At 67.2% G+C, this 26,183-nt stretch carries 26 protein-coding genes; 13 read left to right on the top strand and 13 right to left on the bottom strand.

The features are described 5' to 3' along the window. Positions 1-30 precede the first annotated feature (30 nt). Together G0A00_RS03940 and G0A00_RS03935 are read left to right on the top strand one after the other, a co-directional pair. Complete coding sequence (locus G0A00_RS03940) at positions 31-627, top strand: uracil-DNA glycosylase family protein (protein ID WP_164178855.1); 597 nt, start codon at positions 31-33, stop codon at positions 625-627. Next, positions 624-1,412 (top strand): SseB family protein, encoded by a 789-nt coding sequence (locus G0A00_RS03935; protein WP_164178854.1) that lies wholly within the window; start codon positions 624-626, stop codon positions 1,410-1,412. Before G0A00_RS03940 ends, G0A00_RS03935 begins: the two co-directional genes overlap by 4 nt. A 28-nt stretch (positions 1,413-1,440) precedes the next feature. Here the strand turns inward: G0A00_RS03935 and G0A00_RS03930 are convergent, their stop codons facing one another. From G0A00_RS03930 to G0A00_RS03900, 7 genes are all read right to left on the bottom strand, one after another. After that, positions 1,441-2,445 carry a P1 family peptidase gene (locus tag G0A00_RS03930; protein WP_164178853.1) on the bottom strand — a complete coding sequence of 335 codons (1,005 nt, stop codon included), beginning with the start codon at positions 2,443-2,445 and terminating at the stop codon, positions 1,441-1,443. 239 nt (positions 2,446-2,684) lie between these two features. After that, positions 2,685-3,425 (bottom strand): SDR family oxidoreductase, encoded by a 741-nt coding sequence (locus tag G0A00_RS03925; RefSeq protein WP_164178852.1) that lies wholly within the window; start codon positions 3,423-3,425, stop codon positions 2,685-2,687. Between the two features lie 60 nt (positions 3,426-3,485). Beyond that, positions 3,486-4,931, bottom strand: coding sequence for an aldehyde dehydrogenase family protein (locus tag G0A00_RS03920; protein WP_164178851.1), 1,446 nt, complete (start codon positions 4,929-4,931; stop codon positions 3,486-3,488). Continuing rightward, positions 4,909-6,597: an ABC transporter ATP-binding protein gene (locus tag G0A00_RS03915; RefSeq protein ID WP_164178888.1), complete on the bottom strand. Its 1,689-nt coding sequence runs from the start codon at positions 6,595-6,597 to the stop codon at positions 4,909-4,911. Before G0A00_RS03915 ends, G0A00_RS03920 begins: the two co-directional genes overlap by 23 nt. Beyond that, complete coding sequence (locus G0A00_RS03910; protein WP_164178850.1) at positions 6,597-7,412, bottom strand: ABC transporter permease; 816 nt, start codon at positions 7,410-7,412, stop codon at positions 6,597-6,599. Before G0A00_RS03910 ends, G0A00_RS03915 begins: the two co-directional genes overlap by 1 nt. Further along, positions 7,409-8,353, bottom strand: a complete 945-nt coding sequence (locus G0A00_RS03905; protein ID WP_066102814.1) for an ABC transporter permease — start codon at positions 8,351-8,353, stop codon at positions 7,409-7,411. Before G0A00_RS03905 ends, G0A00_RS03910 begins: the two co-directional genes overlap by 4 nt. A 47-nt stretch (positions 8,354-8,400) precedes the next feature. Continuing rightward, the gene (locus G0A00_RS03900) at positions 8,401-8,844 is read right to left on the bottom strand and encodes an NUDIX hydrolase (RefSeq protein WP_164178849.1); all 444 of its coding nucleotides are present in this window, start codon (positions 8,842-8,844) and stop codon (positions 8,401-8,403) included. 103 nt (positions 8,845-8,947) lie between these two features. On the opposite strand from G0A00_RS03900, the gene G0A00_RS03895 reads away from it, so the two are divergent. Next, positions 8,948-10,090, top strand: coding sequence for an alpha-D-ribose 1-methylphosphonate 5-triphosphate diphosphatase (locus tag G0A00_RS03895; RefSeq protein ID WP_164178848.1), 1,143 nt, complete (start codon positions 8,948-8,950; stop codon positions 10,088-10,090). Positions 10,091-10,117: 27 nt separating this feature from the next. On the opposite strand, the gene G0A00_RS03890 is transcribed toward G0A00_RS03895, so the two are convergent. After that, entirely contained in the window at positions 10,118-11,191 is a 1,074-nt protein-coding gene (locus G0A00_RS03890; protein WP_164178847.1) for a 5-(carboxyamino)imidazole ribonucleotide synthase, read from the bottom strand. A gap of 305 nt (positions 11,192-11,496) precedes the next feature. Next, positions 11,497-11,988: a 5-(carboxyamino)imidazole ribonucleotide mutase gene (gene purE, locus G0A00_RS03885; RefSeq protein ID WP_164178846.1), complete on the bottom strand. Its 492-nt coding sequence runs from the start codon at positions 11,986-11,988 to the stop codon at positions 11,497-11,499. Positions 11,989-12,208: 220 nt separating this feature from the next. Between purE and G0A00_RS03880 the strand changes: the two genes are divergently transcribed. Further along, positions 12,209-13,138: an L-lactate dehydrogenase gene (locus G0A00_RS03880; RefSeq protein WP_164178844.1), complete on the top strand. Its 930-nt coding sequence runs from the start codon at positions 12,209-12,211 to the stop codon at positions 13,136-13,138. A 48-nt stretch (positions 13,139-13,186) separates the two neighbouring features. Here G0A00_RS03880 and G0A00_RS03875 read toward each other — a convergent pair whose 3' ends face one another. The 3 genes from G0A00_RS03875 to G0A00_RS03865 all read right to left on the bottom strand — a co-directional run bounded on the left by G0A00_RS03875 (position 13,187) and on the right by G0A00_RS03865 (position 16,305). After that, positions 13,187-13,687 (bottom strand): YbjN domain-containing protein, encoded by a 501-nt coding sequence (locus G0A00_RS03875; protein WP_066102830.1) that lies wholly within the window; start codon positions 13,685-13,687, stop codon positions 13,187-13,189. Positions 13,688-14,140: 453 nt separating this feature from the next. Then, positions 14,141-14,707, bottom strand: a complete 567-nt coding sequence (locus G0A00_RS03870) for a DUF3859 domain-containing protein (protein ID WP_235952868.1) — start codon at positions 14,705-14,707, stop codon at positions 14,141-14,143. After that, positions 14,707-16,305 (bottom strand): phosphoenolpyruvate carboxykinase, encoded by a 1,599-nt coding sequence (locus tag G0A00_RS03865; protein WP_164178842.1) that lies wholly within the window; start codon positions 16,303-16,305, stop codon positions 14,707-14,709. The genes G0A00_RS03870 and G0A00_RS03865 overlap by 1 nt, the downstream gene beginning before the upstream one ends. 383 nt (positions 16,306-16,688) lie before the next feature. Here G0A00_RS03865 and G0A00_RS03860 point away from each other — a divergent pair, with 383 nt between their 5' ends. The 7 genes from G0A00_RS03860 to G0A00_RS03830 are packed head-to-tail and all read left to right on the top strand — an operon-like array spanning position 16,689 to position 22,107. Then, positions 16,689-17,390 (top strand): response regulator transcription factor, encoded by a 702-nt coding sequence (locus G0A00_RS03860; RefSeq protein ID WP_066102839.1) that lies wholly within the window; start codon positions 16,689-16,691, stop codon positions 17,388-17,390. 3 nt (positions 17,391-17,393) lie between these two features. Then, positions 17,394-19,106: a sensor histidine kinase gene (locus tag G0A00_RS03855; protein WP_164178840.1), complete on the top strand. Its 1,713-nt coding sequence runs from the start codon at positions 17,394-17,396 to the stop codon at positions 19,104-19,106. Positions 19,107-19,110: 4 nt separating this feature from the next. Next, on the top strand, positions 19,111-19,545 hold the full coding sequence (locus tag G0A00_RS03850; RefSeq protein WP_164178838.1) for an HPr kinase/phosphorylase: 435 nt from the start codon (positions 19,111-19,113) through the stop codon (positions 19,543-19,545). Further along, positions 19,545-20,480 carry an RNase adapter RapZ gene (rapZ, locus tag G0A00_RS03845; protein ID WP_235952867.1) on the top strand — a complete coding sequence of 312 codons (936 nt, stop codon included), beginning with the start codon at positions 19,545-19,547 and terminating at the stop codon, positions 20,478-20,480. The genes G0A00_RS03850 and rapZ overlap by 1 nt, the downstream gene beginning before the upstream one ends. Further along, positions 20,477-20,875: a PTS sugar transporter subunit IIA gene (locus G0A00_RS03840; RefSeq protein WP_066102845.1), complete on the top strand. Its 399-nt coding sequence runs from the start codon at positions 20,477-20,479 to the stop codon at positions 20,873-20,875. Before rapZ ends, G0A00_RS03840 begins: the two co-directional genes overlap by 4 nt. Positions 20,876-20,910: 35 nt before the next feature. Then, a complete protein-coding gene (locus G0A00_RS03835) occupies positions 20,911-21,192 on the top strand; it encodes an HPr family phosphocarrier protein (protein ID WP_066102848.1) in 282 nt (93 codons plus the stop codon). 36 nt (positions 21,193-21,228) lie between these two features. Further along, on the top strand, positions 21,229-22,107 hold the full coding sequence (locus G0A00_RS03830) for a lysophospholipid acyltransferase family protein (protein WP_164178885.1): 879 nt from the start codon (positions 21,229-21,231) through the stop codon (positions 22,105-22,107). Positions 22,108-22,248: 141 nt separating this feature from the next. Here G0A00_RS03830 and G0A00_RS03825 read toward each other — a convergent pair whose 3' ends face one another. Continuing rightward, complete coding sequence (locus tag G0A00_RS03825) at positions 22,249-23,124, bottom strand: 3-hydroxybutyryl-CoA dehydrogenase (RefSeq protein ID WP_066102854.1); 876 nt, start codon at positions 23,122-23,124, stop codon at positions 22,249-22,251. A 163-nt stretch (positions 23,125-23,287) separates the two neighbouring features. Between G0A00_RS03825 and G0A00_RS03820 the strand changes: the two genes are divergently transcribed. Together G0A00_RS03820 and G0A00_RS03815 are read left to right on the top strand one after the other, a co-directional pair. Next, entirely contained in the window at positions 23,288-24,130 is an 843-nt protein-coding gene (locus G0A00_RS03820; RefSeq protein WP_164178836.1) for a DUF6473 family protein, read from the top strand. 211 nt (positions 24,131-24,341) lie between these two features. After that, positions 24,342-26,114: an alpha/beta hydrolase gene (locus G0A00_RS03815; protein WP_164178834.1), complete on the top strand. Its 1,773-nt coding sequence runs from the start codon at positions 24,342-24,344 to the stop codon at positions 26,112-26,114. The last annotated feature ends 69 nt before the right edge of the window (positions 26,115-26,183 follow it).

Raw genomic sequence — 26,183 nt, 5'->3', positions numbered from 1 at the left:
GCACCGCCCGCCAACGCCTACCTCTGTGCCATGTCTCAAAGCCTCAGCGCCCTTCACGCCCGCATCGCAGCCTGCCGCCTCTGCGCCGACCGTTTCGCCGCCACCGCCACCCGCCACGCGCCGCGCCCGGTGCCGTGGTTTCGCCCCGGCGCGCGGCTGCTGATCGCCGGGCAGGCACCGGGGATGCGGGTGCACACCTCGGGACGGCCCTTCAATGACCCGTCGGGCGACCGGCTGCGCGCGTGGCTGGGGCTTTCGGAAGAGGAGTTCTGGGATCAGAGCCGCGTCGCCATCGTGCCCATGGCCTTCTGCTTTCCCGGCTATGACGCCAAGGGCGCGGACCTGCCGCCGCCGCCCATCTGCCGCGCCACATGGCATGACCCGCTGTTCGACGCGCTCGGCCCGCTGCCGCTGCGGCTCTATGTCGGGGGGCATGCGCACCGCTATCACCTCGGCACCAAACGCGGCGTCACCGAGACCGTGGCGGGCTGGCGCGCGCATATGCCGGACGCCTGCCCCTTGCCCCATCCGTCTTGGCGCAATACGGCTTGGCTCAAACGCAATCCGTGGTTCGAGGACGAGCTTCTGCCGGTCCTGCGCGCCCGTGTCCGCGAGGTACTGACATGACCACCACACCGCTCGACGCCGCCCTTACCGCGATGGAAGCCGCGCCCGAGGACGACAACGCCCGCCTGCGCTTTTACGAGCGCCTCGCCGATGGCGAGCTTTACCTGCTGCTCACCAAGGAAATCGACGGCGCCCAGATCGAACCCGAGCTTTTCGACCTCGGCGATGCGCGCTTCGTGCTGGTCTTCGACCGCGAGGAGCGGCTGTCGCAATTCGTCGGGCGTGCCGCGCCCTATGCCGCGCTCTCGGGCCGCGCCGTGGCCAATATGCTCGCCGGTCAGGGCATCGGGCTGGCGGTGAACATCGAGGTCTCCGAGGCCTCCACCCTGCTGCCCGCCGAGGCGGTCGACTGGCTGGCGGCAACGCTTGGCCACGGCCCTTCCGAAGGAGAGGCGCGCATCGAGGAAGTGTCGCAGCCCGGCGGCCTGCCCGAGGCGCTGCTGCAGGCGCTCGACACCAAGCTGGCCACGGCTGCAGGGTTCGCCCGCTGCGCATGGCTGGCGGGGGCCAGCTATGAGGGCGGCGGGCGCGGGCATATCCTCGCCTTTGCAGGCACGCTCCCCGGTGCCGAGGACGCGCTGGCGCGCGCGGTGAACGAGGCGCTGGTGTTTTCCGGCATCGAGGCCGGGGCGCTCGATGTGATCTTCCTGCGCGACAGCGACGAGCTTGCCGCCAGCCTCACCCGCGTCGGCCTGCGCTTCGACCTGCCACAGATCGAAGAGCCCGCGCGTGTGGAGCGCATCGCCCCCGGATCCGACCCCGACAGCCCGCCGATCCTGCGCTGAGGCTACGGCCCGCGCCAAAAGCCCCCGGCTACAGACCAAGCTCCTCGCGCAGCGTCGGCAACGTGTCGCCGGGCGCGGGGCGCGCCTCCCAGACCGCGCGACCGATGGCCCGCGCGAGGCACAGGCTCGCCGCGTGGCCGATCTGCGCCAGCTGCAGCGAGGGTTCGATCAGCGCCTGCCGCCCGGTGGCGCAGGCGAAAACCAGATCGCCATCCATCGGCGAATGCGCCGGGTGGATCGCCCGCCCGATCCCGTCCTGCGCCGCCACCGCCATGCGATGCGCCTGCGCCTTGTCGAGCTGCGCATCCGTGGCGACCACCGCGATCGTGGTGTTCCCCAGCGCCGCCATCGCCCCGACCTTGCGGCTCTGCGGCATGTCGTGAAAGCCCTTCGCCGGCTCGGTGCCGAGGCCGCCGAACTCGTCGCCCACCTCGAAAGGCGCGGCCCAGAAATGACGCCCCGAGGGCGTCATCACGCTGCCCATCGGGTTCACCGCCACCAGCGCGCCGACGGTGATACCGCCCTCCAGCACCATCGAGGCCGAGCCGAGCCCGCCCTTGTGCTGCGCGGTCTGCGCGCCGCAGCCCGCCCCGCGCGAGCCCAGCCGGAACTTGGTTCCGGCATTGGCCAGCGCCTGCCGCCCCAGCGCGGGATAGGGGTTCACCCCCCAGTGCTTGTCGCCACCGTTGAGCAGGTCGAACAGGATCGCCGCGGGCACAATCGGCACGCGGGCCGAGAACACCTCGAAGCCGCGCCCCTCTTCGTGCAGCGCATCCATCACCCCCTGCGCCGCCGCCAGCCCGAAGGCGCTGCCGCCCGCAAGCACCAGCGCATCCACGCCCGGCGCGGTCTTGTCCGGCGCCAGAAGATCGGTCTCGCGCGTGCCGGGCGCGCCGCCCATGACCGAGACGGAGGCCACCATCGGCGCCTCTGCGGTCACCACCGACACACCGGACTTGAGCAGCGAATCCTCGGCATTGCCGACCTTGAGGCCGGGGACATCGGTGATCAGATTGAGGGGACCGGGTCGCATGAAACCACTCCTTGCAGCCACTGGTTGATAATTTGCTGCGCTGCAGCAAAAAACAAGGGCGCCCGCTGTCGCAGGCGCGCCTTTGCGTATTGAGCGAACAATGAAAGGCCTTATGCCGCCGATGGCCTGCTGAAAAGGGCCAGTAATAAGCGCGCCGGTCCGTCTTCTTCTCTTTCAAAATACGCCGGGGGAGTCGCGGCGCAGCCGCGGCGGGGGCAGCGCCCCCACCGACGCCGCCTTCAGATGCAGCGCCCGCCGTCCACTTCCATGCACACGCCGGTCACCAGCGAGGCCTCGTCCGAGCAGAGGTAAAGCGCCGCGTTTGCCAGATCCTCGGGGGTCGAGAAACGCCCCATGGGGATGGTCGAGAGGAACTTCTCGCGCATTTCCGGCGTGTCCTCGCCCATGAAGCTCTTGAGCAGCGGCGTGTCGCCCGCCACCGGGTTCAGCGCGTTGACCCGCACGCCGAAGGGCGCCAGCTCGATCGCCATGGCGCGCGTCGCGGTGATCATCCAGCCCTTCGAAGCATTGTACCAGTTGAGCTTGGGTCGCGGCGAGACGCCCGCCGTCGAGGCGATGTTGAGAATCGCGCCCGTCCCGCGCTCTTTCATCCCCGCCACGAGCGCACGGGAGGTCAGATAGACCGACTTGCAGTTCACCGCCCAGACCCGGTCGAAATCCGCCTCGCTGATCTCTTCCATGAAGCCCGGCAGATGCGTCACCCCGGCGTTGTTCACTAAAATGTCGACCCGGCCCAATTCGGCCCCGGCGCGCAGCGCCATCTCCTCGACCGAGGCGCCGTCGGCCACGTTCACCTCATGCGCCACGCCGCCGAACTCGGACGCCACCTCCATGGCGCCCTCCATGTTGATGTCCGCGACCATCACCCGCGCGCCCTCTGCCGCGAAGCGCCGCGCGATGCCCGCGCCAAAGCCCGAGCCCGCGCCGGTCACGATGGCGGTTTTCCCGTCCAGTCTCATTCCTGTCTCCTCCCTCAAATCCTCAGGCGCAGCGCTCAGCCGTGTCCTGCAACCGCAGGCTCAGCCATGATGCGCCGCCACTGTCTTCAGCACCGAAAAGCCATACAGCGCCTCGAAACCCTTCTCGCGCCCGTGGCCGGACTTACCGACCCCGCCGAAGGGCAATTCGACCCCGCCCCCGGCCCCGTAGTTGTTCAGGAAAACCTGCCCGGCTTTCAGCTTCTTCGCGAGCCGCATCTGCCGCGCGCCGTCGCGGGTCCAGACGCTGGCGACAAGCCCATACTCGGTGCCATTGGCGATGCGCAGCGCCTCGGCCTCGTCGTCGAAGGGGATGATCACCTGCACCGGGCCGAAGACCTCATCCTGCGCCAGCGGGTGATCCGCCGGAACCGGGCCATAGAGGCAAGGGGCGACGTAATGCCCGCCCTCGGGCAGTCCCTCGGCCAGCCGCGCGCGCGCCAGCACCGGCAGGTCAGCGCCCTGCTTCAGGAATCCCTCGACCCGGCGCTTCTGGGTTGCGTTGATCAGCGGGCCGATGTCGCGGTCCTCCATGGCGGGGCCGACGAGTTTCGCTTCATAGGCGGCGGCCATGCGGGCCATCACCTCGTCCAGCACCTCGCGCTGCACGAGGATGCGCGAGGAGGCCGAGCAGGTCTGCCCGGCGTTCTGCAGCCCGGCATTCACCAGGAACGGCAGCGCCGCATCGAGATCGGCATTGGCAAAGACCAGCTGCGGGGATTTGCCGCCCAGCTCCAGCGTCACCGGAATCACATTGTCCGACGCCGCGCGCTGCACGGCGGCGCCGGTGGCGACCGAGCCGGTGAAGCTCATGTGCTGCACGCCGGGATGCGACGACAGCGCCGCCCCCGCCTCGGACCCCAGCCCCGGCACCACGTTGAGCGCCCCCGCCGGAAGCCCCGCCTGCTGCGCCAGATCGGCGAAATGCAGCGCCGTCAGGCAGGCGTCTTCGGCCGGTTTCAGCACGCAGGCATTGCCCATGGCGAGCGCCGCACCGACCGAGCGGCCGATGATCTGCATCGGGTAATTCCACGGCACGATATGGCCCGTGACGCCATGCGGCTCGCGCAGGGTGTAGACGGTGTAGCCGTCCAGATAGGGAATCGTCTCGCCGTGGATCTTGTCCGCCGCGCCGCCGTAGAACTCGCAGTAGCGCGCCAGCGCCACCGCGTCGGCCCGCGCCTGACTGAGCGGTTTGCCCACGTCCTGCGCCTCGATCCGGGCGAGCATGTCGACATTCTCGAGCACCAACACACCGATACGGGTGAGGATGCGCCCGCGCTCCAGCGCGGTCATCGCGCCCCACTCCCCGTCAAGCGCCGCCTGCGCTGCGGCCACGGCCTCGTCGATCTCTGTCTTGCCGCCGCGGGCGATGCGTCCGATCTCCTCGCCCGTGGACGGATCGCTCAGCGGCAGCGTGTCCGCGGTCTCGCGCCATGTGCCGCCAATGAGCACACGGGCGCTGTCAAAGGGGCTCCCCTCCGGCATCGTCATCTCCTCCCATCTCCGGCGCCGGCAATCGCGGCGCCGCCTCCATGAGAGATTTGGTATACCAGTGCTGGGGATTGTCAAACACGTCGCTTGTGTCGCCGCGCTCGACGATCTCGCCTTCGCGCATCACCAGCACCCGGTCGGTGATACCGCGCACCACCGAAAGATCATGGCTGACGAAGAGATAGCTGAGGCCCCGCGCACGCGACAGATCCGCCACCAGATCGAGGATCTGCGCCCGCACCCGCACGTCGAGCGCCGAGACCGCCTCGTCGAAGATCACCAGCTCGGGCTCGATGATCAGCGCGCGGGCGATGGCGATACGCTGGCGCTGCCCGCCCGAGAAAGCGTGGATCGGCGCCTCAGCGTGCTCGGGCTTCAGCCCCACGGCAGTGAGCGCCCCGGCGATGGCCGCCTGCCGCGCCGCGCCCTTGGGCGGGTCCGGCAGCAGGTGGAAGGGCTCGGCGATGATCCGGCCGACGCTGTGGCGCGGATTGAACGAGCCATAGGGATCCTGAAACACCACCTGCACGCGGCGGCGGATCTCGGGGTCGGGCTTTCCATGCGAGAGGACCGGCTTGCCATCGAGGGTGATCTGCCCCTCCTGCAAGGGCTCGAGCCCGAGGATCGCGCGGCTGAGCGTGGACTTGCCGCAGCCCGACTCGCCCACGAGGCCGACCCTTTCGCCGCGGCGGATGTCGAAGCTGACGCCTTTCACCGCGCGAAACTGGCCGCGCGGGGCAAAGAGGCGCTGGCGCGGCAGCGGATAGGCGCGAACCGCCTCCGCAACGCTCAGCATCGTCTCGCCCGCCGTGACCGACGCAAGCTCGGGCTGGTGCCGCGACGCCTCGAAGAGCTGCCGGGTGTAGGGATGGCGCTGCTCGGTCAGGACCTCTCGCGTGGGGCCCTGCTCGACGATGCGGCCCTCGTTCATCACCGCGATCCGGTCGGCCATGCCGGCCACCACCGCAAGATCATGGGTGATCATCAGCAGGCCCATGCCCTCCTCGCGCACCAGACCGGTGAGCAGATCGAGGATCTGCGCCTGCGTGGTCACGTCGAGGGCGGTGGTGGGCTCGTCGGCGATCAGCAGCTTCGGGCGCAGCGCGATGGCCATGGCGATGCCGACGCGCTGGCGCTGGCCGCCGGATAGCTCATGCGGGTAGCGCGTGGGCGGGATGCGCTCAGGGTCGAGCCCGACGCGGGCCATCACTTCGGCGGCGCGGGCGCGGGCGGCGTCGCGCGGCATGGCCTTGTGGATCAGGATCGTCTCCATCACCTGATCGCCGATGCGCTGGACCGGGTTGAGCGCGGTCATCGGCTCCTGAAACACCATCCCCACCTCGCGCCCGCGCAGGGCGCAGAGATCACGCTCGGGCAGGGTCAGGAGGTCTTGGCCCTGCAGCAGCAACTGGCCGGAGGTCTCGGCCCGCTCGGGCAGAAGGCCGATGGCCGCAAGCGCGGTCATCGATTTACCGGAGCCGGACTCTCCGGTGAGGGCGAGGATCTCGCCGGGCTGCAGGCGCAGCGTGACGCCCTGCAGGATGGGTGTTCCGGTGATGGAGAGGGTCAGGTCGCGGGTTTCCAGCAGCGCCTGTGCTGCCTGCCGGACCGGGGGCGCTGCCCCCGGACCCCTGGGATATTTTGGTCTAGACGAAGGCATCATGCGCGGGAGGGCCTGAGGCGGGGGTCGAGGGCGTCGCGCAGCCCGTCGCCGAGAAGATTGAGGCCGAGCACGGTCAGCACGATGGCGAGACCCGGCACAATGGCCACATGCGGCGCCAGCGCCACCATGGTCTGCGCATCGGCCAGCATGCGGCCCCAGCTGGGCACCGGCGGCTGCGCGCCGAGGCCGACATAGGAGAGGCCGGCCTCTGCAAGGATGCCCAGCGAAAACTGGATGGTGCCCTGCACGATCAGCAGGTTGGCGAGGTTGGGCAGGATGTGCTCGAAGCTGATGCGCGGCGCGCCCTTTCCGGCGACGCGGGCGGCGAGGATGAACTCGCGGCGCCAGAAGCTCAGCGCCGCGCCGCGGGTCAGCCGGGCGAAGACCGGGATGTTGAAGATGCCGATGGCGAGGATCGCGTTGAGCGCGCCGGGTCCGAAGATCGCGGTGATCAGGATCGCGATGACCAGCGAGGGGAAAGCGAAGATCAGATCATTGGTCCGCATCACCAGCTCGTCGAGCCAGCCGCCCTGCCGCGCGGCGGCGGCAAGGCCCAGCGGCACGCCGAGCCCCATGCCCAGCCCCACCGCCACCAGCGCCACCGCGAGCGAGGTGCGCGCGCCGGTCATGATCATGCTCAGCATGTCGCGGCCCAGATGATCGGTGCCCAGCAGATGCGCGGCCGAGGGCGGTTGCAGCCGGGCGGCGATGTTCACCGCCTCGACGTCGCCGGGGGTCCAGAGAAAGGACAGCAGCGCCGCGCCCGCAAACGTGAGGGTCAGCGCCGCGCCGAGGATCAGCGAGGGTCTCATCGCGCGCGCCTCAGTCTTGGATCGACCAGCGCATAGGCCATGTCGGTCAGGAAGTTCACCGCGATCACCGCGAAGACCAGCAGCATGACCACCGATTCGACCACGATAAGGTCGCGCTGGGTGATCGACTGGAAGATCAGCCGCCCGAGGCCCGGCAGGAAGAACACCTGCTCGATGATGATCGCCCCCGCCAGCAGAAAGGAGAACTGCAGCCCGAGGATCGTCAGCACCGGAATGAGCGCATTGCGCAGCCCGTGCCGCCACAGCGCCTGCCGCCGCGAGAGCCCCTTGGCGCGGGCGGTGCGGATGAAATCCTCGGACAGGATGTCTATGAGAGAACTGCGCATGATCCGCGCAAGGATCGCCGCCTGCGGCAGCGCCAGCGCCACCGCCGGAAGGGTCAGCGATTTCAGCGCCAGCAGCGGGTCGTCCCAGCCGGGAAATCCGCCCGCGCTGAACCAGCGCAGCTTCAGCGCGAAGAGCAGCACCAGCAGCATGGCGAACCAGAAGTTGGGGATCGCGATGCCAAGCTGCGTGGCGCCGATGACGCCGGCATCGCCCGGCTTGCCGCGGCGGGCGGCAGCATAGATTCCGGCGGGGAAGGCGATGAGCACCGAAAGCGCCAGCGCATAAAGCGCCAGCGGCAGCGACACGATGATCCGGTCCGCCACCATCTGCGCGACGGGCGTGCGATAGGTGTAGGAGGTGCCGAAATCGCCCGAGAGCATGCCGCCGAGCCACGACAGGTAGCGCTGCCATTTCGGCAGGTCGAGGCCAAGCTCGCTGCGCAGCGCCGCCACCGTGTCGGGCTGCGCGTTCATGCCCAGCATGTAACTGGCCGGATCACCCGGGGCGACCTCGACCACAAGGAAGATGACCAGCGACGCCGCCAGAAGCGAAAGCGCCAGCGCGGTCAGACGTTTGAGCGCATAGGCAAGCATGGGGGCACGTTATGCGGCAGGCAAGGCGCGGTCCAGCGGTCGCGCGCTCATTGCTGGATCAATTCCAGCGGGTCGTAGCCGAAGCCTCTGCCCCATGCCACATGCGGCAGACTGTCGGGTTTGAAGCGCAGCCCCTGCATCTCGTCGCGGGTGACGAAACGGCGCTCGGTCACCACGCCCTCGGGGTCTTGCCAGCCGTGGTCGATCACCCCGGCGGCGATGTGGCAGCGAAAGAAGATCTCGACCTGATGAAAGCCGCTCTTGGGGTCATGGAACTCGTTCACCAGACAGGGCGGGCCGACCGTCACTTCCAGCCCGGTTTCCTCGCGCAGCTCGCGGGCGAGGTTTTCGGGCAGTGAAGCACCGGGTTCGACGCCGCCCCCCGGGGCGCACCACAGATCGCTGGTGCCGCCGGGCCATGCGTTGACCAGCAGCAGGCGGTCCTCGTGCAGCAGCACGGCGCGGGCGGCGAGACGGGGAGATTTCTGCATGGGGCTGCCTGTCCTTTTGCCCCTTTCATAGGGCCGGGCGGAGGCGTATCTCAAGCGCCGAGCCCGCTCCGCCCTCACATCCCCGTCGAAAGGTCCCTGCCCCGTGCTCGATCTGTGCTTCCAAAACGCCCGCACCCTGCGCCCCGAGGGCTGGAGCGATGCGCCGCTCTCCATCTGCGGCGGGCTGCTGCACGCGGGTGCGGCGGGCAAGCCGGTGGACCTGTCGGGCTTTGAGGTGCTGCCGGGCATCGTCGATGCCCATGGCGACGGGTTCGAGCGGCACATGGCGCCGCGCCGGGGCGCGCTGCGCGAGCGCGAGAGCGGTGTGCTGGCCTGCGCGTCGGAGCTGGCCGCCTGCGGCATCACCACCGCCGCGCTGGCGCAGTTCTGGTCGTGGGAAGGCGGGATGCGCGGGCCGGAGTTCGCCGAAGAGGTCTTTGCCGCGGTCTCGGAGGTGGCGCCCACGGTGCCCGTGGACCTGCGCCTGCAACTGCGGCTCGAGACGCATTTCCTTGATGGTTTTGCCGGGGCCGAAGAAGCGGTGGCGCGCTGGGGCATCTCTTATGTGGTGTTCAACGACCATCTGCCGCACCAGCGGCTGGCAGAGGGCCGCAAGCCGCCGCGGCTCACCGGGCAGGCGCTCAAGAGTGGCCGCAGCCCCGAGGCGCATCTGGCGCTGATGATGGGTCTGCACGAACGCGGCGACGAGGTGCCGGGCGCGCTGGATGCGCTCGCCGCACGTCTGGCGGCGCGCGGCGTGACCATGGGCAGCCATGACGACCGCACCGCCGCAGGCCGCGCAGACTGGCGCGACCGCGGCGCGCGCGTGTCGGAATTCCCCGAGACGGTGGAGGCGGCGCAGGCGGCGCGCGAGGCTGGCGATTTCATCGTGCTGGGCGCGCCCAATGTGGTGCGCGGCGCGAGCCATGCGGGCAATGTCTCGGCACTTGATCTGGTGGGCATGGGCCTGTGCGACGCGCTGGCCTCGGATTACCACTACCCCGCCCCGGCGCGCGCCGCGTGGCGCTGTGTCGAGCTTGGGCTGCTGGACGAGACGGCGGCGTGGCGGCTGGTCTCGGAAGGGCCGGCGCGGCTGCTCGGGTTGACCGACCGGGGCCGGATCGAGGATGGGCTGCGCGCCGATCTGATCATCCGCGAGCAGGCGACGCGGCGCATCGTGGCGACCCTCGCCGGGGGGCGCGTGGCCTATATGTCGGGGGATGTGGCCGGGCGCTTCTTCAGCTGAAGCGCCCGCCTCGGTGCGTCAAAGGGCTCAGCCGGCGCGCACGATGCGGTTGACGTGACCCATCTTGCGGCCCGGCTTGGCCTCGGCCTTGCCGTAGAGGTGCAGCGCGGTGTCCGTCTCGCGCAGCAGTTCCGGCACGCGGTCCATATCGGCACCGATGAGGTTTTCCATCTGCACGTCGCTGTGGCGCGCGCCGTCGCCCAGCGGCAGGCCCGCGACCGCGCGGATGTGCTGCTCGAACTGGTCGACGGTGCAGCCGTTCTGCGTCCAATGGCCCGAGTTGTGCACCCGCGGCGCGATCTCATTGACCACCAGCCCGTCGGGGCAGACGAACAGCTCGACGCCCATGACACCGACGTAGTCGAGCGCATTGAGGATACGGCCCGCCAGCAGGATCGCGTCCTGACGGTGCGCCGGGGTGAGACGCGCGGGCACGGTGGTGGTGCGCAGGATGCCGTCGCGGTGCACGTTCTCGCCGGGATCGAAGCAGGCAACCTCGCCGTCCACGCCGCGCGCGGCGATCACCGAGACCTCATGGCTGAACTCGACGAAGCCTTCCAGGACCGACGGCGCGCCCTGCATCGCTTCGAAAGCGTCGGCGGCATCGTCCTTGGACTTGATCCGCGCCTGCCCCTTGCCGTCGTAGCCGAAGCGGCGGGTCTTGAGGATGCCCGGCGTGCCGATCAGCTCCAGCGCGTTGTTGAGATCCTCGGCGGTGTCCACAGCGGCGAAAGGCGCGGTGCGCAGCCCGAGGTCGCGCAGGAACTCCTTTTCGGTCATCCGGTCCTGACTGACCCGCAGCGCCTCGCGGCCGGGGCGGATCGGGCGCAGCGCCTGCAGCGTGTCGAGCGCCTCGGTGGGGATGTTCTCGAACTCGTAGGTGATCACGTCCACCGCTTCGGCAAAGCGGGTCAGCGCCGGTTTGTCGTCATAGGCGGCGGTGGTCACCGCATCGGCCACGTGACCGGCAGGAGGCTGGGCGCCCGGCTCGAAGATATGCGTGCGATAGCCGAGGCGGCTGGCCGCGACGGAGAGCATCCGTCCCAGCTGTCCGCCGCCGAGAATGCCGATGGTTGCACCTTGGGGAAGAGCGTCAGACATGGGGGCCTCCGTTGCGCGGTTCGGGGTTTTGCCGCTTTTCCTGCGGATTGGCGCCGCTTGCAACACCCGTTTGTATGGCGCGGTACCAGAGTGCGCCCATGAGACCTCATCACAAGCGCCGGTGCCAGCCGGGCGGGCGCTGGCCCGTGGGGTGGCGCGACTTGGATTGAGGTCTGCGCTTTATACCGACCAAACCCGAATGACATCTTGCGCCAGAGCACCGACGCAAAAGCGCCAGCCCGTGGGGACGGGCCAGCGCTTGCCCGGCGGCCTTCGGCCTTGTTCCGGGCCAAGAGGCGGCGAGGTCAGTCCCGCACAGGCTCTTCGGGGATCGAGTCCGACAGCGCCCGCCGCCATGCGTCGAGCCGTTCGGCCAGCGCCGGGTCCTGCAGCGCGAGGATGCCCGCCGCCATCAGCCCGGCATTGGCCGCGCCCGCCGCACCGATCGCCATGGTCGCCACGGGAAAGCCGCGCGGCATCTGCAGGATCGAATAGAGGCTGTCGACACCCGAAAGTGCCCGCGTCTGCACCGGCACGCCGATCACCGGCACGCGGGTTTTCGAGGCCATCATCCCCGGCAGATGCGCCGCGCCGCCAGCGCCCGCGATGATCACCTGCAGGCCGCGCCCGGCTGCCTCTTTGCCGTAGGTCCACAGCCGGTCCGGCGTGCGGTGGGCCGAGACGATCTTGACCTCATAGGCCACGCCCAGCTCGTCGAGCATCTGCGCCGCTTCTTGCATCGTGGGCCAGTCCGACTGGCTGCCCATGATGATCCCGACCTTCACCTCTTCCGACATCTTCTGCCCTCATTGCCTGCGGAAAGCGGCACTATAGCCGCCCTGCCCCCGGTGTCCATGCGTCAGGCCCGTCCCCGCCTCTCGCTGCGCGCGCTCTGGGCAACGCGGTGAAAACCAGAGGGCTAGGCGGCAAAACCTCTGCGCGCGATTTGGTCCTGTCACCGGCGCGTGCCAAGCTGCCGCCAGACTTCGGGGAAAATTTGGGGAAAAGGAGAGAGCCATGAAAGTCGGAATCGTCGGCGCGGGCATGGTCGGCTCAGCAGCAGGCTATGCACTGGCGCTGCGCGGCGGCGCGAGCGAGATCGTTCTGGTGGACAAGAGCGAGGCGCTGGCCCGCGCGCAGGCCGAAGACATCGCCCATGCGGTGCCCTTCGCCAGCCCCTGTCAGGTGCGCTCGGGCGGCTACGCAAAGCTGGACGGCGCCGAGATCGTCATCCTCGCCGCGGGCGTCGCCCAAAAGCCCGGAGAGAGCCGCCTGAGCCTGCTGTCGCGCAACGCCGATGTCTTTGCACAGGTCATCGAAGGCGTGCAGAAGGCGGCGCCCAAGGCGATGTTGCTGGTGGCCTCGAACCCGGTGGACGTGATGACCGAAGTGGCGCTGCGCGCCTCGGGGCTGCCGACCGGGCAGGTGATCGGCTCTGGCACGATCCTCGACACCGCGCGCTTCCGCTCGCTGCTGGGCGGGCATCTGGGGATCGCGGCGCAGTCGGTGCATGCCTATGTGCTGGGCGAGCATGGCGATTCAGAAGTGCTGAGCTGGGCTTCGGCGCGCGCCGGGGCGCTGTCGCTGGACGAGTTCGCCGATCAGGTGCGCGCGCCGATCACCGATGCGGTGCGCGCCGAGATCGACGAGGCGGTGCGCCGCGCCGCCTATCGGATCATCGAGGGGAAAGGCGCCACGTGGTACGGCATCGGCGCGGGGCTGGCGCGCATCGTCCATGCGGTGCGCGACGACCAGCGGTCGGTGCTTTCGGTCTCGGTGGTGACGCCGCAGGTGGAGGGGGTGGAGAATGTCGCGCTCAGCCTGCCGCGCGTGGTGGGCCGCGATGGTGTGGTCGAGACGCTTATGCCCGCGCTCGACCCGGGCGAGGCCAAGGCGCTGCGCGCCTCGGCGGAGATGCTCAAGGAAACCGCGCTGGGGATCAGTTGATCAGTTGATCAGTTGATCGGCTGACCCCCGGCGCTTTTCCCGTGCCGGTCAGGCCCGGCCGTAAGCCTCGGCGATGGCGATCTGCAGCGCCTCGCCCGCCGTCTTGCCAGCCCATGCGATGAGCTGGAAGCAGGGGTAGTAGCGCTCGGAGGCCGCCACGGCGCCGCCGATCATCGTGTCGATCTGCTCGGCGCTGGCCACCTGACCCCCGGCCAGAACCAGACCGTAGCGGTAGACCATCAGCTTGGCGTCGGGCCAGTAGCTGAAGGCGCCCGCCCAGCACTGGTCGTTGACGCTGTTGAGACCGGTGTAAAGCTCGGGCAGCGAGTCCTCTGGCGGCTCCATCTCGAAGCTGCAGATCATCCGCAGAGTCTCGTCGTAAGGCGACCAAGCCAGCGTGATCGAATAGGTCCGCCACTGGCCCTCGACCGCCATGGCGATCTGGTCTTCGGCCACGCGGTCGAAGTCCCATTCGTTATGTTCGGCGAGGGTCTCGACGATATCGATCGGGTGAAGTTCTTCGCCCAGAAATTCTTCGGACAGTGCCATGCGCCACCTCTTATGGTTGTAGCTTTGGGGCTCGGCAGCGTCCCTAAAGCTAGGTGCCTGCTCTAGAGATTTGGGGGCAACCCCTTGTCTCTTACTACATATGGTGCCTGTGGCGCGGCGTTCATGTAAAGCGAAATGTTCGCGACACCCGCAATAAGTTGTGGAGTGATCTGTTATTTAATCAAGATGAAGCGTCCCCGCATGTGGGCAAGCTTGGGGAGTCGCGAGGCCGCCGGAAGCAAGGTTGCGAGTCTTTTCAGACAGATGACTCCGGCGCGGGCCCTGTGGATGAAATCGCGGTCCGCCGTGTGCGGTTCGGGGAAGAAACCCAGCCGGTCCGCGGGCTGGCGGCGCCGGGTCTTGCGTATTTCGGGAACAATGAAGCCCGCGCGGGGCGGAGGCCCGGCGGGTTTTGAGTATTTGGGGAAAGATGAAAGCCTGGGCGGGCGCGGGTCAGGACATCGGCGCAGGGCCGGCGCAGGCGGCGAGGACCGGGGCGGCGGCCTCGGCGGGGACCACGCTGAAATGCTGCTCGAGCAGCCGCTCTCCGCCCGCCTCCAGCGCCATGGTCCAGGCGCCTTCAACCATCTCATAGGGATATTCGAAGGTGAAAAGGCTCAGCCCCGGCGCGCCGGGCACGGCATTGGTGACCCAGCTTTCCCGCTCGATGGCGCGTGATCCCATGGGCGGATGGGTGACCACCACGCGCAGCGCCATGGGCGGCGCGTCGTCGGCGAGCATGAAGCGGATGCCGAAACTGATCCCCAGGGCGGCGGGGACGACTTCGGTGGCGACGTCGATGCGGCGGCCCGGCTCGACGAGGTTGATCACCCCCTGCTCGGTCTCCGGCGCCGGGCGCGCGCCCTCGGCGGTGATCTGGCAGATCACGCCGCGCTCGAGCAGCTGCATCGGCGCGGCGGAAAAACTTTGCCCGGCCGTCTCGGAGGATCCGGCAAAAGAAGGGCCGGCCCCGGCAAACGCGGGACCGGCCAACATCAGAAGGAGCGCGAGATGGCGCATCAGCCGATCGCGGCGGCTTTCACGTCATCGTCGATGTAAGGCACATATTGCGCGAAGTTCTCGGCGAACATGCTGACCAGCTTTTCGGCCTGCGCATCGAAGGCCTCTTTGTCCGACCAAGTGCGGCGCGGATCAAGCAGCAGTTCGGGCACGCCCTCGACCGAAACCGGCACTTCGAAGCCGAAGTTCGGGTCCTTGCGGAACTCGACCTTGGCCAGCGAGCCGTTCAGCGCCGAGTGCAGCAGCGAGCGGGTCGCCTTGATCGGCATGCGGTGGCCAGTGCCATAGGCGCCGCCGGTCCAGCCGGTGTTGACCAGCCAGCAGGTCGCGCCGTGCTTGGCGATCTTGTCACGCAGCAGGTTGCCATAGACTTCCGGGCGCAGCGGCATGAAGGGCGCGCCGAAGCAGGTCGAGAAGGTCGGTTGCGGCTCGGTCACGCCACGCTCGGTGCCTGCCACCTTCGAGGTGAAGCCCGACAGGAAGTGGTACATCGCCTGCGCCGGGGTCAGCCGCGCGATCGGCGGCAGGACACCAAAGGCGTCGCAGGTCAGCATGATGATGTTCTTCGGGTGGCCTCCAAGCGCGGTGGACGAGGCGTTCGAGATATACTCGAGCGGGTAGGCGCAGCGCATGTTGGCGGTCAGGCTGTCGTCCTCGAAGTCGAGCTCGAAGGTCTCTTCGTCGAAGACCATGTTCTCGATCACCGTGCCGAACTTCGAGGTGGTCGCGTAGATCTCGGGCTCCGCCTCGGCCGACAGGTTGATCGTCTTGGCGTAGCAGCCACCTTCGAAGTTGAAGGTGCCGCGGTCGGACCAGCCGTGCTCGTCGTCGCCGATCAGCACGCGCTCGGGGTCAGCCGAGAGGGTGGTCTTGCCGGTGCCCGACAGGCCGAAGAACACGGCGGTGTCGACCGGGTTGTTCGGCGCGTGGTTGGCCGAGCAGTGCATCGCCATGATGCCCTTGAGCGGCAGCATGTAGTTCAGCAGCGTGAAGACCGACTTCTTGTTCTCGCCGGCGTATTCGGTGCCGCCGATGAGGATGGTCTTCTTGTCGAAGTTCAGCGCGATGACGGTGTCAGACCGGCAGTCATGCTTCTTGGGATCGGCCTTGAAGCTGGGGCAGTTGATGATGGTGAAATCCGCAAGGAACTCATCCAGCTGCTCGCGCTCGGGGCGGCGCAGCATGTGGCGGATGAACAGGCCGTGCCATGCCAGTTCGGTCACCATGCGGACCTTGATGGAATGCGCCGGGTCGGCACCGCCCACGAGGTCCTGAACGTAGTAGTCCTTGCCCTTCATATGCTCGAGCATATCGGCCTGCAGCACGTCGAAGCCCTCGGGCGACATGGCGCGGTTGTTTTCCCACCAGATGTTGTCTTCCACCGAGGGAGTCTTGACCACATGCTTGTCCTGCGGCGAGCGGCCGGTGAACTTGCCGGTGGTGACGTAGAAGGCACCGCCCTTGCCCAGCGTGCCTTCGCCGCGCTTCAGGGCAGCCTCGATCAGCGCGGGCTCCATAAGATTGTAATAGACATTGCCCAGCCCTTCGATCCCTTGATCTTCAAGCCGGAATTGCGGGTTCACCCGTCCAAATGTCATCTGCCAAGCTCCTGTAGCCGCGATAATCGGCGGCGGTAGTCAATCGGGGCGGCGCATGGGAGGCCGTCCACCGGCAGCGCCCGCCACCGGTAACAGAGGCTTTAACATGCTGGGAACGACCAAGAACAGGACGCATCCATCTAGTTAGCGCAACCAAAATAGCTTTAGCGTTAGCACCCGGTTCGGCTAGCGTTACCATCGGTCAGCGACATGGCAGTTGCGCGCGATGGGTGAGACATTTTAGCCATTCGTTACGCAATTTCCGCTGCAATTAAGTCGCAGCTCTGGACTGATTCGCCGTGGGGGATTGTTGCGCAATCCGAAACTCCGCATAGTGCGCGGAAAAAGAAGGCTTTTACAGAGCAGTACAAGGATGAAGTGCTATGTCTAAAATCGCCCTGGTGGACGATGACAGGAACATCCTGACATCCGTGTCCATGACACTCGAGGCGGAAGGGTTTGAAGTCGAGACATATAATGACGGGCAATCTGCGCTGGATGCGTTCAGCAAGAAGATGCCCGACATGGCCGTTTTCGACATCAAGATGCCACGTATGGACGGGATGGATCTGCTGCAGCGCGTGCGTCAGAAGTCGCGCATGCCGGTGATTTTCCTGACCTCCAAGGACGATGAGATCGACGAGGTGCTCGGGCTGCGTATGGGCGCCGACGACTACGTCAAGAAACCGTTCAGCCAGCGCCTTCTGGTCGAGCGGATCCGCGCGTTGCTGCGCCGTCAGGAGGCACAGGCTGGTGAGGTGGTAGGGGACACCGAAGAAACCAAGCTGATGACTCGCGGCTCGCTGACCATGGACCCGCTGCGCCACTCGGTCAGCTGGAAAGGTCAGGACGTGTCGCTGACCGTGACCGAATTCCTGCTGCTGCAGGCGCTGGCGCAACGTCCGGGCTTTGTCAAATCGCGCGACCAGCTGATGGACGTGGCCTATGACGATCAGGTCTATGTGGACGACCGCACGATCGACAGCCACATCAAGCGGCTGCGCAAGAAGATGCGGACCGTTGATGCGGATTTCTCCGCCATCGAAACCCTGTACGGTATCGGGTATCGTTACAACGAAGAGTAACCGATGGCCCTGGCCGAGAGGATGTTGATGCGCGACGAAAAGTCGGGCGAACGACCGGATGCCGATGTTGTGCTGGGCGACGATTGGGTCGCCCCGGACAGCACGGTCGAGAAGGAATTGCGCGACAGCCGGGCCCGCCGCTCGCTGTTCTCGCTCAACCGCTCGCCGCTCACGCGCAAGATCATCACCTTCAACCTTATCGCCCTGAACGTGCTGGCAGCCGGGATTCTCTGGCTCAACTCGTCGCGTGACACGCTGGCGCTGCAACGCGCCGACGCCACGCTGGCGCAGGCCGAGATGATCTCGCATATGTTCGAACTGCAGCTGCCCGAGGGCGCTCCGGTCAGCCTCGGTACGTCCGATGGCATCGACGTGGCGGCCACGCTCGACGGGCTGAACCTGCGGCGCGGCGCGCAGGTCATGGTCTTTGACAGCGGCAATTTCCTTGTCGGTGAGGTCAGCGGCCCGCCCGCTGCCACCGCCCCCGCAGGGCGTGAGACCATCATTTCCGACTTCCTCGACCGGCTCTGGCGCGGGGTTTCGGGCTTGTTCGCCTATTTCCGAGAAGAGACCGCTCTGGGTCTCGAAGATCAGCTGCGCCAGCAGCTGGAGACCGGCGATCCCGCCGTGGCGCGGGTGGAGGCCAGCACCGGCACCATGGCCGAGACGCTGTTCACCGCCTTCGCGCCCATCGTGCAGTCCGGCAATGTGATCGGCAGCGTCGCCCTTGTGGCGCCCGCCCCCGAAATTGACACAGCGGTTGGCGCCGAGCGCGAGCGCGTGCTGCAGATGTTCGTCATCGCCACCTTGGTCTCGATCGGCCTCAGCCTCGTGCTGGCCTCGACCATCGCCAACCCGATCTCGGACCTCGCCGATGCCGCCGAAATCGGCCGCGACCGCAACAAGTCGCAGGGCAATTCGCGCCGCATCCGCATTCCCGACCTGACCGCCCGCCCCGATGAGATCGGTCGTCTTTCGGGCGCACTGCGTGGCATGGTCGCCGCGCTCTACGACCGGATCGACGCCAACGAACAATTCGCCGCCGACGTCGCGCATGAGATCAAGAACCCGCTGGCCAGCCTGCGCTCGGCGATCGGCAGCCTGCGCATCGTCAAGAAAGAAGAGCACCGCGACAAGCTGCTCAACGTGATCGAGCACGACGTACGCCGCCTCGACCGGCTGGTGTCGGACATCTCCAACGCCTCGCGGCTCGATTCCGAACTGGTCAAGGAAGAGGAGCAGGAGTTCAACCTGCTCGATATGCTCGGAAATCTTGGTCAGTTCCTCGGCGAGGACGCGCGCAAGAAGGGCATCGAGTTCATCACCGACCTGCCCGAGAAGCCGATCCCGATCAACGGGCTGGAGCCGCGTCTGGCGCAGGTCTTCGTCAACCTGATCACCAACGCGATTTCCTTCTGCGAGGATGGCGATGCGATCCGCGTCTGGGCCCGCCGCCGCGACAACCGCGTGCTGGTGGTGGTCGAGGACACCGGCCCCGGCATCCCCGAAGAGGCGCTGCAGAAGATCTTCAAACGCTTCTACTCGCAGCGCCCAGAGAACGATTTTGGAAACAATTCGGGCCTCGGGCTCGCCATCTCCAAGCAGATCGTCGAGGCGCATGGCGGCGTGATCTGGGCCGAGAACATCCGCCCGACCGAGGCCGACATCACCTCGGAGCCGCTTGGCGCGCGTTTCGTTGTCGGCCTGCCGATCTGATCCCATGATGCCCCCAGAGCCGATCATCCTGCACGCCACCGCGGTGGCGGTCGCAGGACGGGCGCTGCTGATCCAAGGCCGCTCCGGTGCAGGCAAATCCGGGCTCGCGCTCGAGATGATGGCCCGCGGCGCACGGCTGGTCGCCGATGACCGCGTGGTGCTGACGCTCGAGGGAGGCACCCTCTGGGCCGCGCCCCCTGCCCCGCTGGCCGGGCTGATCGAGGCGCGCGGGCTTGGCATCCTACCGGCTGACCATCTGCCCCGCGCCGAGGTGGCCGCGCTGCTCGATCTCGACACCCCAGAGACCGAGCGCCTGCCGCAACGCCGCGAAATCATGCTGCAGGGGCGAAATCTCCCCTTGCTTCACAATGCCGCGCATCCCTATTTTCCCGCAGCGCTCGTTCAATATCTGAAGGGTGCAGCAAGGGATCCCTCGTGATGTCCGCAGTCATGGATGACTCGCCCAAAGCGCCCCAGCATGTGGTGCTGGTCACCGGCCCGTCTGGCGCCGGGCGCTCCACCGCGATCAACGCGCTGGAGGATTTTGGCTTTGAGGCGATCGACAACATCCCGCTCGGGCTGATCCCGCGGCTTCTGGAAGGGCCCGCGCTGAGCCGTCCGCTGGCGCTTGGCGTCGACATCCGCAACCGCGATTTCACCGTCGAGGGGCTGCTCGGCCTGCGCCGCGCGCTCGACGGGCAGCCGCTGGTGCAGGCGCAGCTGCTCTATCTCGACGCCGCGCCCGAGGTGCTGGCGCGGCGCTATTCCGAGACCCGCCGCCGTCATCCGCTGTCGCCCGACAGCGCCTACACCGATGGCATTGCACGCGAACTTTCCCTGCTCGAGCCCGCGCGGAGCGCCGCCGAGATCCTGATCGACACCTCCGAGCTCAGCCCGCACGATCTGCGCGCGCAGCTTGCCGGTTGGTTCGCCCAGGATGAGGCGCAGCAGCTTGCCGTCTCGGTGCAGAGCTTTTCCTACAAGCGCGGCCTGCCGCAGGGGCTCGACACGGTGTTCGACTGCCGCTTCCTCGACAATCCGCACTGGGTGCCCGAACTGCGCGCCAAGACCGGGCTCGACGCCGAAGTGCGCGCCCATGTACAGGCCGATCCGTGCTTTGCGCCCTTCCTCGAAAAGATCGTCGACCTCGCGCTCTTCATGCTTCCGGCCTGCACCGAGGAGGGCAAAGCGCATCTGTCGTTCGGATTTGGCTGTACCGGCGGGCAACATAGGTCGGTCATGGTGACGGAAACCGTCGCGCGCGCCCTTGCGGACCGGGGCTGGCAGGTGTCAACTAGGCACCGGGAACTCGAGCGCCGCGGCCAGACCGCCAAGGGCGTGGCAACTGGAACGGACGAAAGGTCGCAAGCGTGATCGGCATCGTGATCGTGGCGCATGGTGGACTGGCGAAGGAATATCTCTCCGCCGTGGAACATGTGGTCGGGGTACAGCCCGGAATCATGGCGATCTCGATCGAGGCCGATCACGATCGCGGCAAGAAACAGGCCGAGATCTGCGCCGCTGCGGACAGTGTCGACACCGGGGGCGGCGTGGTTCTGGTGACCGACCTTTTCGGCGGCTCGCCCTCCAACCTGAGCCTGCTGGCCTGCCAGCCCGAGAACCGCCGCATCCTGTACGGGATGAACCTGCCAATGCTGATAAAGCTCGCAAAGACCCGCCAATTGCCGGTGCCCGACGCCGTGCGCGGCGCGCTCGAAGCGGGGCGGAAATACATTGACAGTCAGAACGTCAAACCTGATGCCGTCTGAGGCCGCGCAACGGCCAAGCAATCAAGAGATCCACCATGAGTGATACATCGGTTCGCCGCGTGCTGAACATCGTCAACGAAAAGGGCCTGCACGCCCGCGCCTCCGCCAAGCTGGTCGAGGTGGTCGAGGGGTTCGACGCCCATGCCGAAGTGTCCAAGGACGGCATGAGCACCGGCGGCGACAGCATCATGGGGCTTTTGATGTTGGCAGCTTCCAAGGGAAGCTCTATTGAGGTCGAGACCTCCGGTCCGGACGCTGCAGCCCTCGCCGACGCGCTTGAGGCGCTCGTGGCGAACCGGTTCGGCGAGGACAACTGACCCCCAGGTGGGTGCATGAAAGAACAGGGGCGGCACATGCTCGACAGCCATGAGGCGACGGCCAATCGGGGGACATCCGTCACCCCGGCCCATGCGCCTTATGACAAGCGCAAGCTGAGCTACGCCAACACGTTCACCAACCCGTGGAAGGCCAACACCATCCGCGCGCTGGAATGGCTCACCGGCAAAATCCCTCTCATCCGCCTCGTGCGCAAGTTCGAACGCGTCGGCGTGCCCGACGGGCAGGCCTTCTGGCGGCAGGCGCTCAACCTGATGGGGATCGAGCTGCGGACCCCGGCAGAGCAGATCGCGCGCATTCCCGCCTCCGGCCCGGTGATCGTTGTGGCGAACCACCCGCATGGGCTGGTCGACGGGATGATCCTTGCCGAACTGATCGGCCGTGTGCGGACCGACTATAAGATCCTCACCCGCTCGCTGCTGACCGGCGTCGAGGAGATCGGCCAGTTCATGATCCCGGTGCCCTTCCCGCATGAGGAAACCGCGCGCGAACAGAGCCTCGAGATGCGCGCCACCGCCATGGACCACCTGAAGCGCGGCGGGGTGATCGCGCTCTTCCCCTCGGGCGTGGTGGCGGCGTCGGAGACGCTCTTTGGTCCCGCCATCGAGGCCGTCTGGAACCCGTTCACCGCCAAGATGATCCAGCGCTCGGGCGCCACCGTGGTGCCGATCTATTTCCCCGGACAGAACAGCCGCGCCTATCAGATGGCCAACAAGCTCTCGCCCACGCTGCGGCAGGGTCTGCTGATCCACGAGGTGATGCACGCGTGCGGCAGGCCGCAGGCCCCCGTCGTCGGCGCGCCGATCAGCCCCGATGAGGTGCGCGGCTGGACCGGCAATCAGCGCGAATTCGTCGCCTGGCTGCGCGAAAAGACATTGGCGCTGAAGGGGCGGTAAGTCCCCCGCGCGGCGTGGCGGCTTGGCGTTGAAGGCCACAAGAGAGGGGGCGCTGCCCCCTCGCCCGTTCCGGGCTCACCCCCGGCGTATTTTCAAAGAGAAGAAGCGGCGGGCCTCAGCGCATCGGTACAGCGTATTGGTTCAGCGCGTGGGCACCGGCTCGTCGCCGCGGTAGTCGTAGAAGCCGCGCTTGGTCTTGCGGCCCAGCCATCCGGCCTCGACATATTTGGTCAGCAGCGGACAGGGGCGGTATTTGGTGTCGGCCAGACCGTCGTGCAGCACGTTCATGATGGCAAGACAGGTGTCGAGCCCGATGAAATCGGCCAGTTCCAGCGGGCCCATCGGGTGGTTCGCCCCGAGCTTCATCGCCATGTCGATCGAGCGCACATTGCCGACGCCCTCATAGAGCGTGTAGACCGCCTCGTTGATCATCGGCACGAGGATGCGGTTGACGATGAAGGCCGGGAAATCCTCGGCGGAGGCAGCGGTCTTGCCCAACGTTTCCACAACTTTCAGGCAGGCCTGATAGGTCGGCTCGTCTGTGGCGATGCCGCGGATCAGCTCGACGAGCTGCATCACCGGCACTGGGTTCATGAAGTGGAAGCCAAGGAACTTCTCGGGACGGTCGGTGCGCGAGGCCAGCCGGGTGATCGAGATCGACGAGGTGTTCGACGTCAGGATCGTATGCGGCAGAAGATGCGGCAGCAGACCCTCGAAGATCTTGCTCTTCACCGCTTCCTGCTCGGTCGCCGCCTCAATCACCAGATCGGTTTGCGCCACTTCGACGGTGTCGAGCGTGGTGCTGATCTTGGCCAGAGCGGCGTCGCGCGCCTCTGCGCTGATCTTCTCGCGGCTGACCTGACGGTCGAGATTGCGGGTGATCAGGGCCAGCGCCTTGTCGAGCGCCTCCTGACTGACGTCCGACAGGCGCACCTCATAGCCCGACAGCGCCATGACATGGGCGATGCCATTGCCCATCTGTCCTGCGCCGATGACACCGATGCTCTTGATTTCCATGGGACCTACCCCGCTTTGATGCGCGGCAACCTTATGCGCCCGCGCCCGCCGGCTGCAAGCGGGGGCCGGGCAATTTTTGCGCGGTTTTTCTCATTAGCGAATTGTTGGGGCGCGGGGCGGATGCTGAGCGCCGGGTGAATGGGAATCAGAAATGGGGGGCGTCATGTCCTATGCCGAATCCGTTGAGGGTGCGCTTGAGTATTTCCCCTGCCGCTATGGCCGGTCGCGGACCCTGTTTCGCGGGCCGAAGCGCGCGTTGCATCCGCCGTATGTGGCGTTTCTGGGCGGTGCGGAAACCTTCGGGCGCTTTGTCAGCGAGCCCTTCGCGGCGCAGGTGGAAGCGGCGCTGGCCGAGGCCGGCGCACCGCACCCCTGCGTCAACCTTGGTGCGGTCAACGCGGGCATCGATCTCTATCTCGGGGATCCGGCGGTGATGGCGCTGACCGATCAGGCCGCGATCAGCGTGCTGCAGGTGATGGGCGCGCAGAACATGTCGAACCGCTTCTACGGGGTGCACCCGCGGCGCAACGATCGCTTTCTGCATGCCTCCGACCGGCTGCAGCAGCTCTATCCGGAGGTGGATTTCACCGAGTTTCATTTCACCCTGCACATGCTGGGCCGGCTGCGCGAGATCTCGCAGGAACGGTTTGCCGAGGTCACCGCCGAGTTGCGGCTCGCTTGGGTGGCGCGGATGAAACATCTGCTGACGCTGCTCGGCGGGCGGGTGGTGCTGCTCTGGGCTGCGGGCCATCCGCCGCCCGACACCCATGTGGATCGGCTTGCCCCCGCGCCGCTGTTCATCGAGCGCGGCATGATCGAGGCGCTGCGGCCAAGGGCATCGGCGGTGCTGGAATTGACGCTGCCGGAGGCGGCACTTGCGGGCGAGACTGAAGGGATGATCTTCGCAGATTTCGAGGCCGCCGCCGCGGCAGAGGCGTTGCGGCCCGTGGGGCATGCGCAGATCGCCAAGGAGCTGACGCCGGTACTGGACCGACTGCTGCGCTGAGGCTGGGCTGGGCTGGGCTGGGCTGGGCGAGCCAACTCTCTTCGAAGAGAATTGCAAATTCCTTGGCAAGGAATTTGCCCCGGCACGGCACCATCCCGACATGCCCTTTTACATCTCCGCGTCATGCGCGGCGTGCAAGCTCGGTCTGACATCTCTCTGAATTTGCGCCGGATCAAGGCGCGTGCCGATCTCGCGTGCCATTGGAGACGCCATGCAGCACATCGTTCCTCCCTCCCCCGCCCAGTGCCCCGCCCAAAACCCCGCCCAGTGCCAGGCCGACGCATCCGCCGCCGACCGCCACGGCGGCATCGACCGGGCGTTTCACGCGGCGCTGGCCAATGCCACCGGCGGGCTCTCACCCATGGGGCTTGCCACGGCGTGGTTCGACTGGGCGGCGCATCTGGCCGGATCCCCCGCCAAACAGGCGGCGCTGCAGGAAGAAGCGATCTCGGGCGCGGCGCGGATGATGCAAAACGCGGTGGGCTGCGCGCTGGGGACCGCGCCTTTCGCCCATGCTGCGCTCAGCCGCGACCGGCGGTTTGCCGATCCCGAATGGCAGCACTGGCCCTTCGATCTCGCCGCCCGCTGCTTTCAGTTGACCGAGGCGTGGTGGGACTGCGCCACCACCGGCGTGCAGGGCGTGAACCCGCGCCATGCACAACTGACCAATTTCGCCGCCCGGCAATTGCTCGACGCGGTGGCGCCGTCGAATTTCGCGCTGACCAACCCCGTCGTGCTGCGGCGCACGCAGGAAGAAAGCGGCGCCAACCTGATGCGCGGGCTGCACAATTACCTAGAGGATCTGTCCGTCTGGGCGCAGGGCGAAAAGCCCGACACCGGCGGTTTCAAGGTCGGCGAGACGCTGGCGGCGACACCCGGCGAGGTGGTGCATCGCTCGCCGTTGATGGAGCTTATCCGCTATACGCCGGTCACCGAGAAGGTCCATGCCGAGCCGCTGCTGATCGTGCCCGCGTGGATCATGAAATATTACATTCTCGATCTCTCCGAGCGGAACTCCATGGTGCGCTACCTGACCGGGCAGGGCTTTGAGGTTTACATGATCTCTTGGCTCAACCCCGGCGCGGCGGAGGCGGAAATGGGGATGGAAGACTATGTGCGGCTTGGCATCTTCGACGCGCTCGACGCCATTGGCCGCGCGGTGCCGGGCGAGCGGGTGCACGCTGCGGGCTATTGCCTTGGCGGGACCCTGCTGTCGATTGCGGCGGCGGCCTTGGCCCGTGAAGGCCGGCAGGAGCGGCTCGCCTCCCTGACGCTACTGGCGGCGCAGGTGGATTTCACCGAGGCTGGCGAGATCACCCTCTTCATCGACGACAGTCAGGTCGCCTTTCTTGAGGATACGATGGCGCAGCAGGGCTATCTGCGGTCGGACCAGATGGCCGGAGCCTTCCAGATGCTGCGCTCGGTCGACCTGATCTGGTCGCGGACCATCCACGATTACCTGCTGGGTGAGCGCGCCCCGATGATCGACCTCATCGCGTGGAACGCCGACACCACGCGGATGCCCGCGAAGATGCATTCGGAATATCTGCGCCATCTCTTCCTCGAGAACCGTCTCGCGCTCGGCCAGTTCGAAATCGGCGGCGATCCGGTAGCGCTGGAGGACGTGCATCTGCCGGTCTTCGCCATCGGCACCGAGAAGGACCACATCGCGCCATGGCCCTCGGTCTGGAAGGTGACGCGCTTTTTCGATGGGCCGATCACCTTCGCGCTCACCAGCGGCGGGCATAATGCGGGCATCGTGTCCGAACCCGGCCACAAGCACCGCCACTACCGGATCGGAGAGATCTCGCTGCATGCCGCCGACCGCGAAGACTGGGTCGCGGCGCAGCCGGTGAAGCAGGGCTCGTGGTGGCCGGAATGGACGCAATGGCTCGCCAAGCGCGGCAGCGCGCGGAAACGGACGGCGGGACCGTGCCCGCTGCCCTCGCTCGGCGCGGCGCCGGGCAGCTACGTCTTCGGCTGACGCGGAACGAAAAGGGGCGCCGTCCGGGCGCCCCAAGAGAGGCGGGGCCACCCCGCCTCAGATGCTGTA

Source organism: Salipiger sp. PrR002 (genome assembly GCF_010500775.1).
In the GTDB taxonomy this organism is placed as follows: Bacteria; Pseudomonadota; Alphaproteobacteria; order Rhodobacterales; family Rhodobacteraceae; genus Salipiger.
This window is presented reverse-complemented; position numbering and strand designations above follow the sequence as displayed.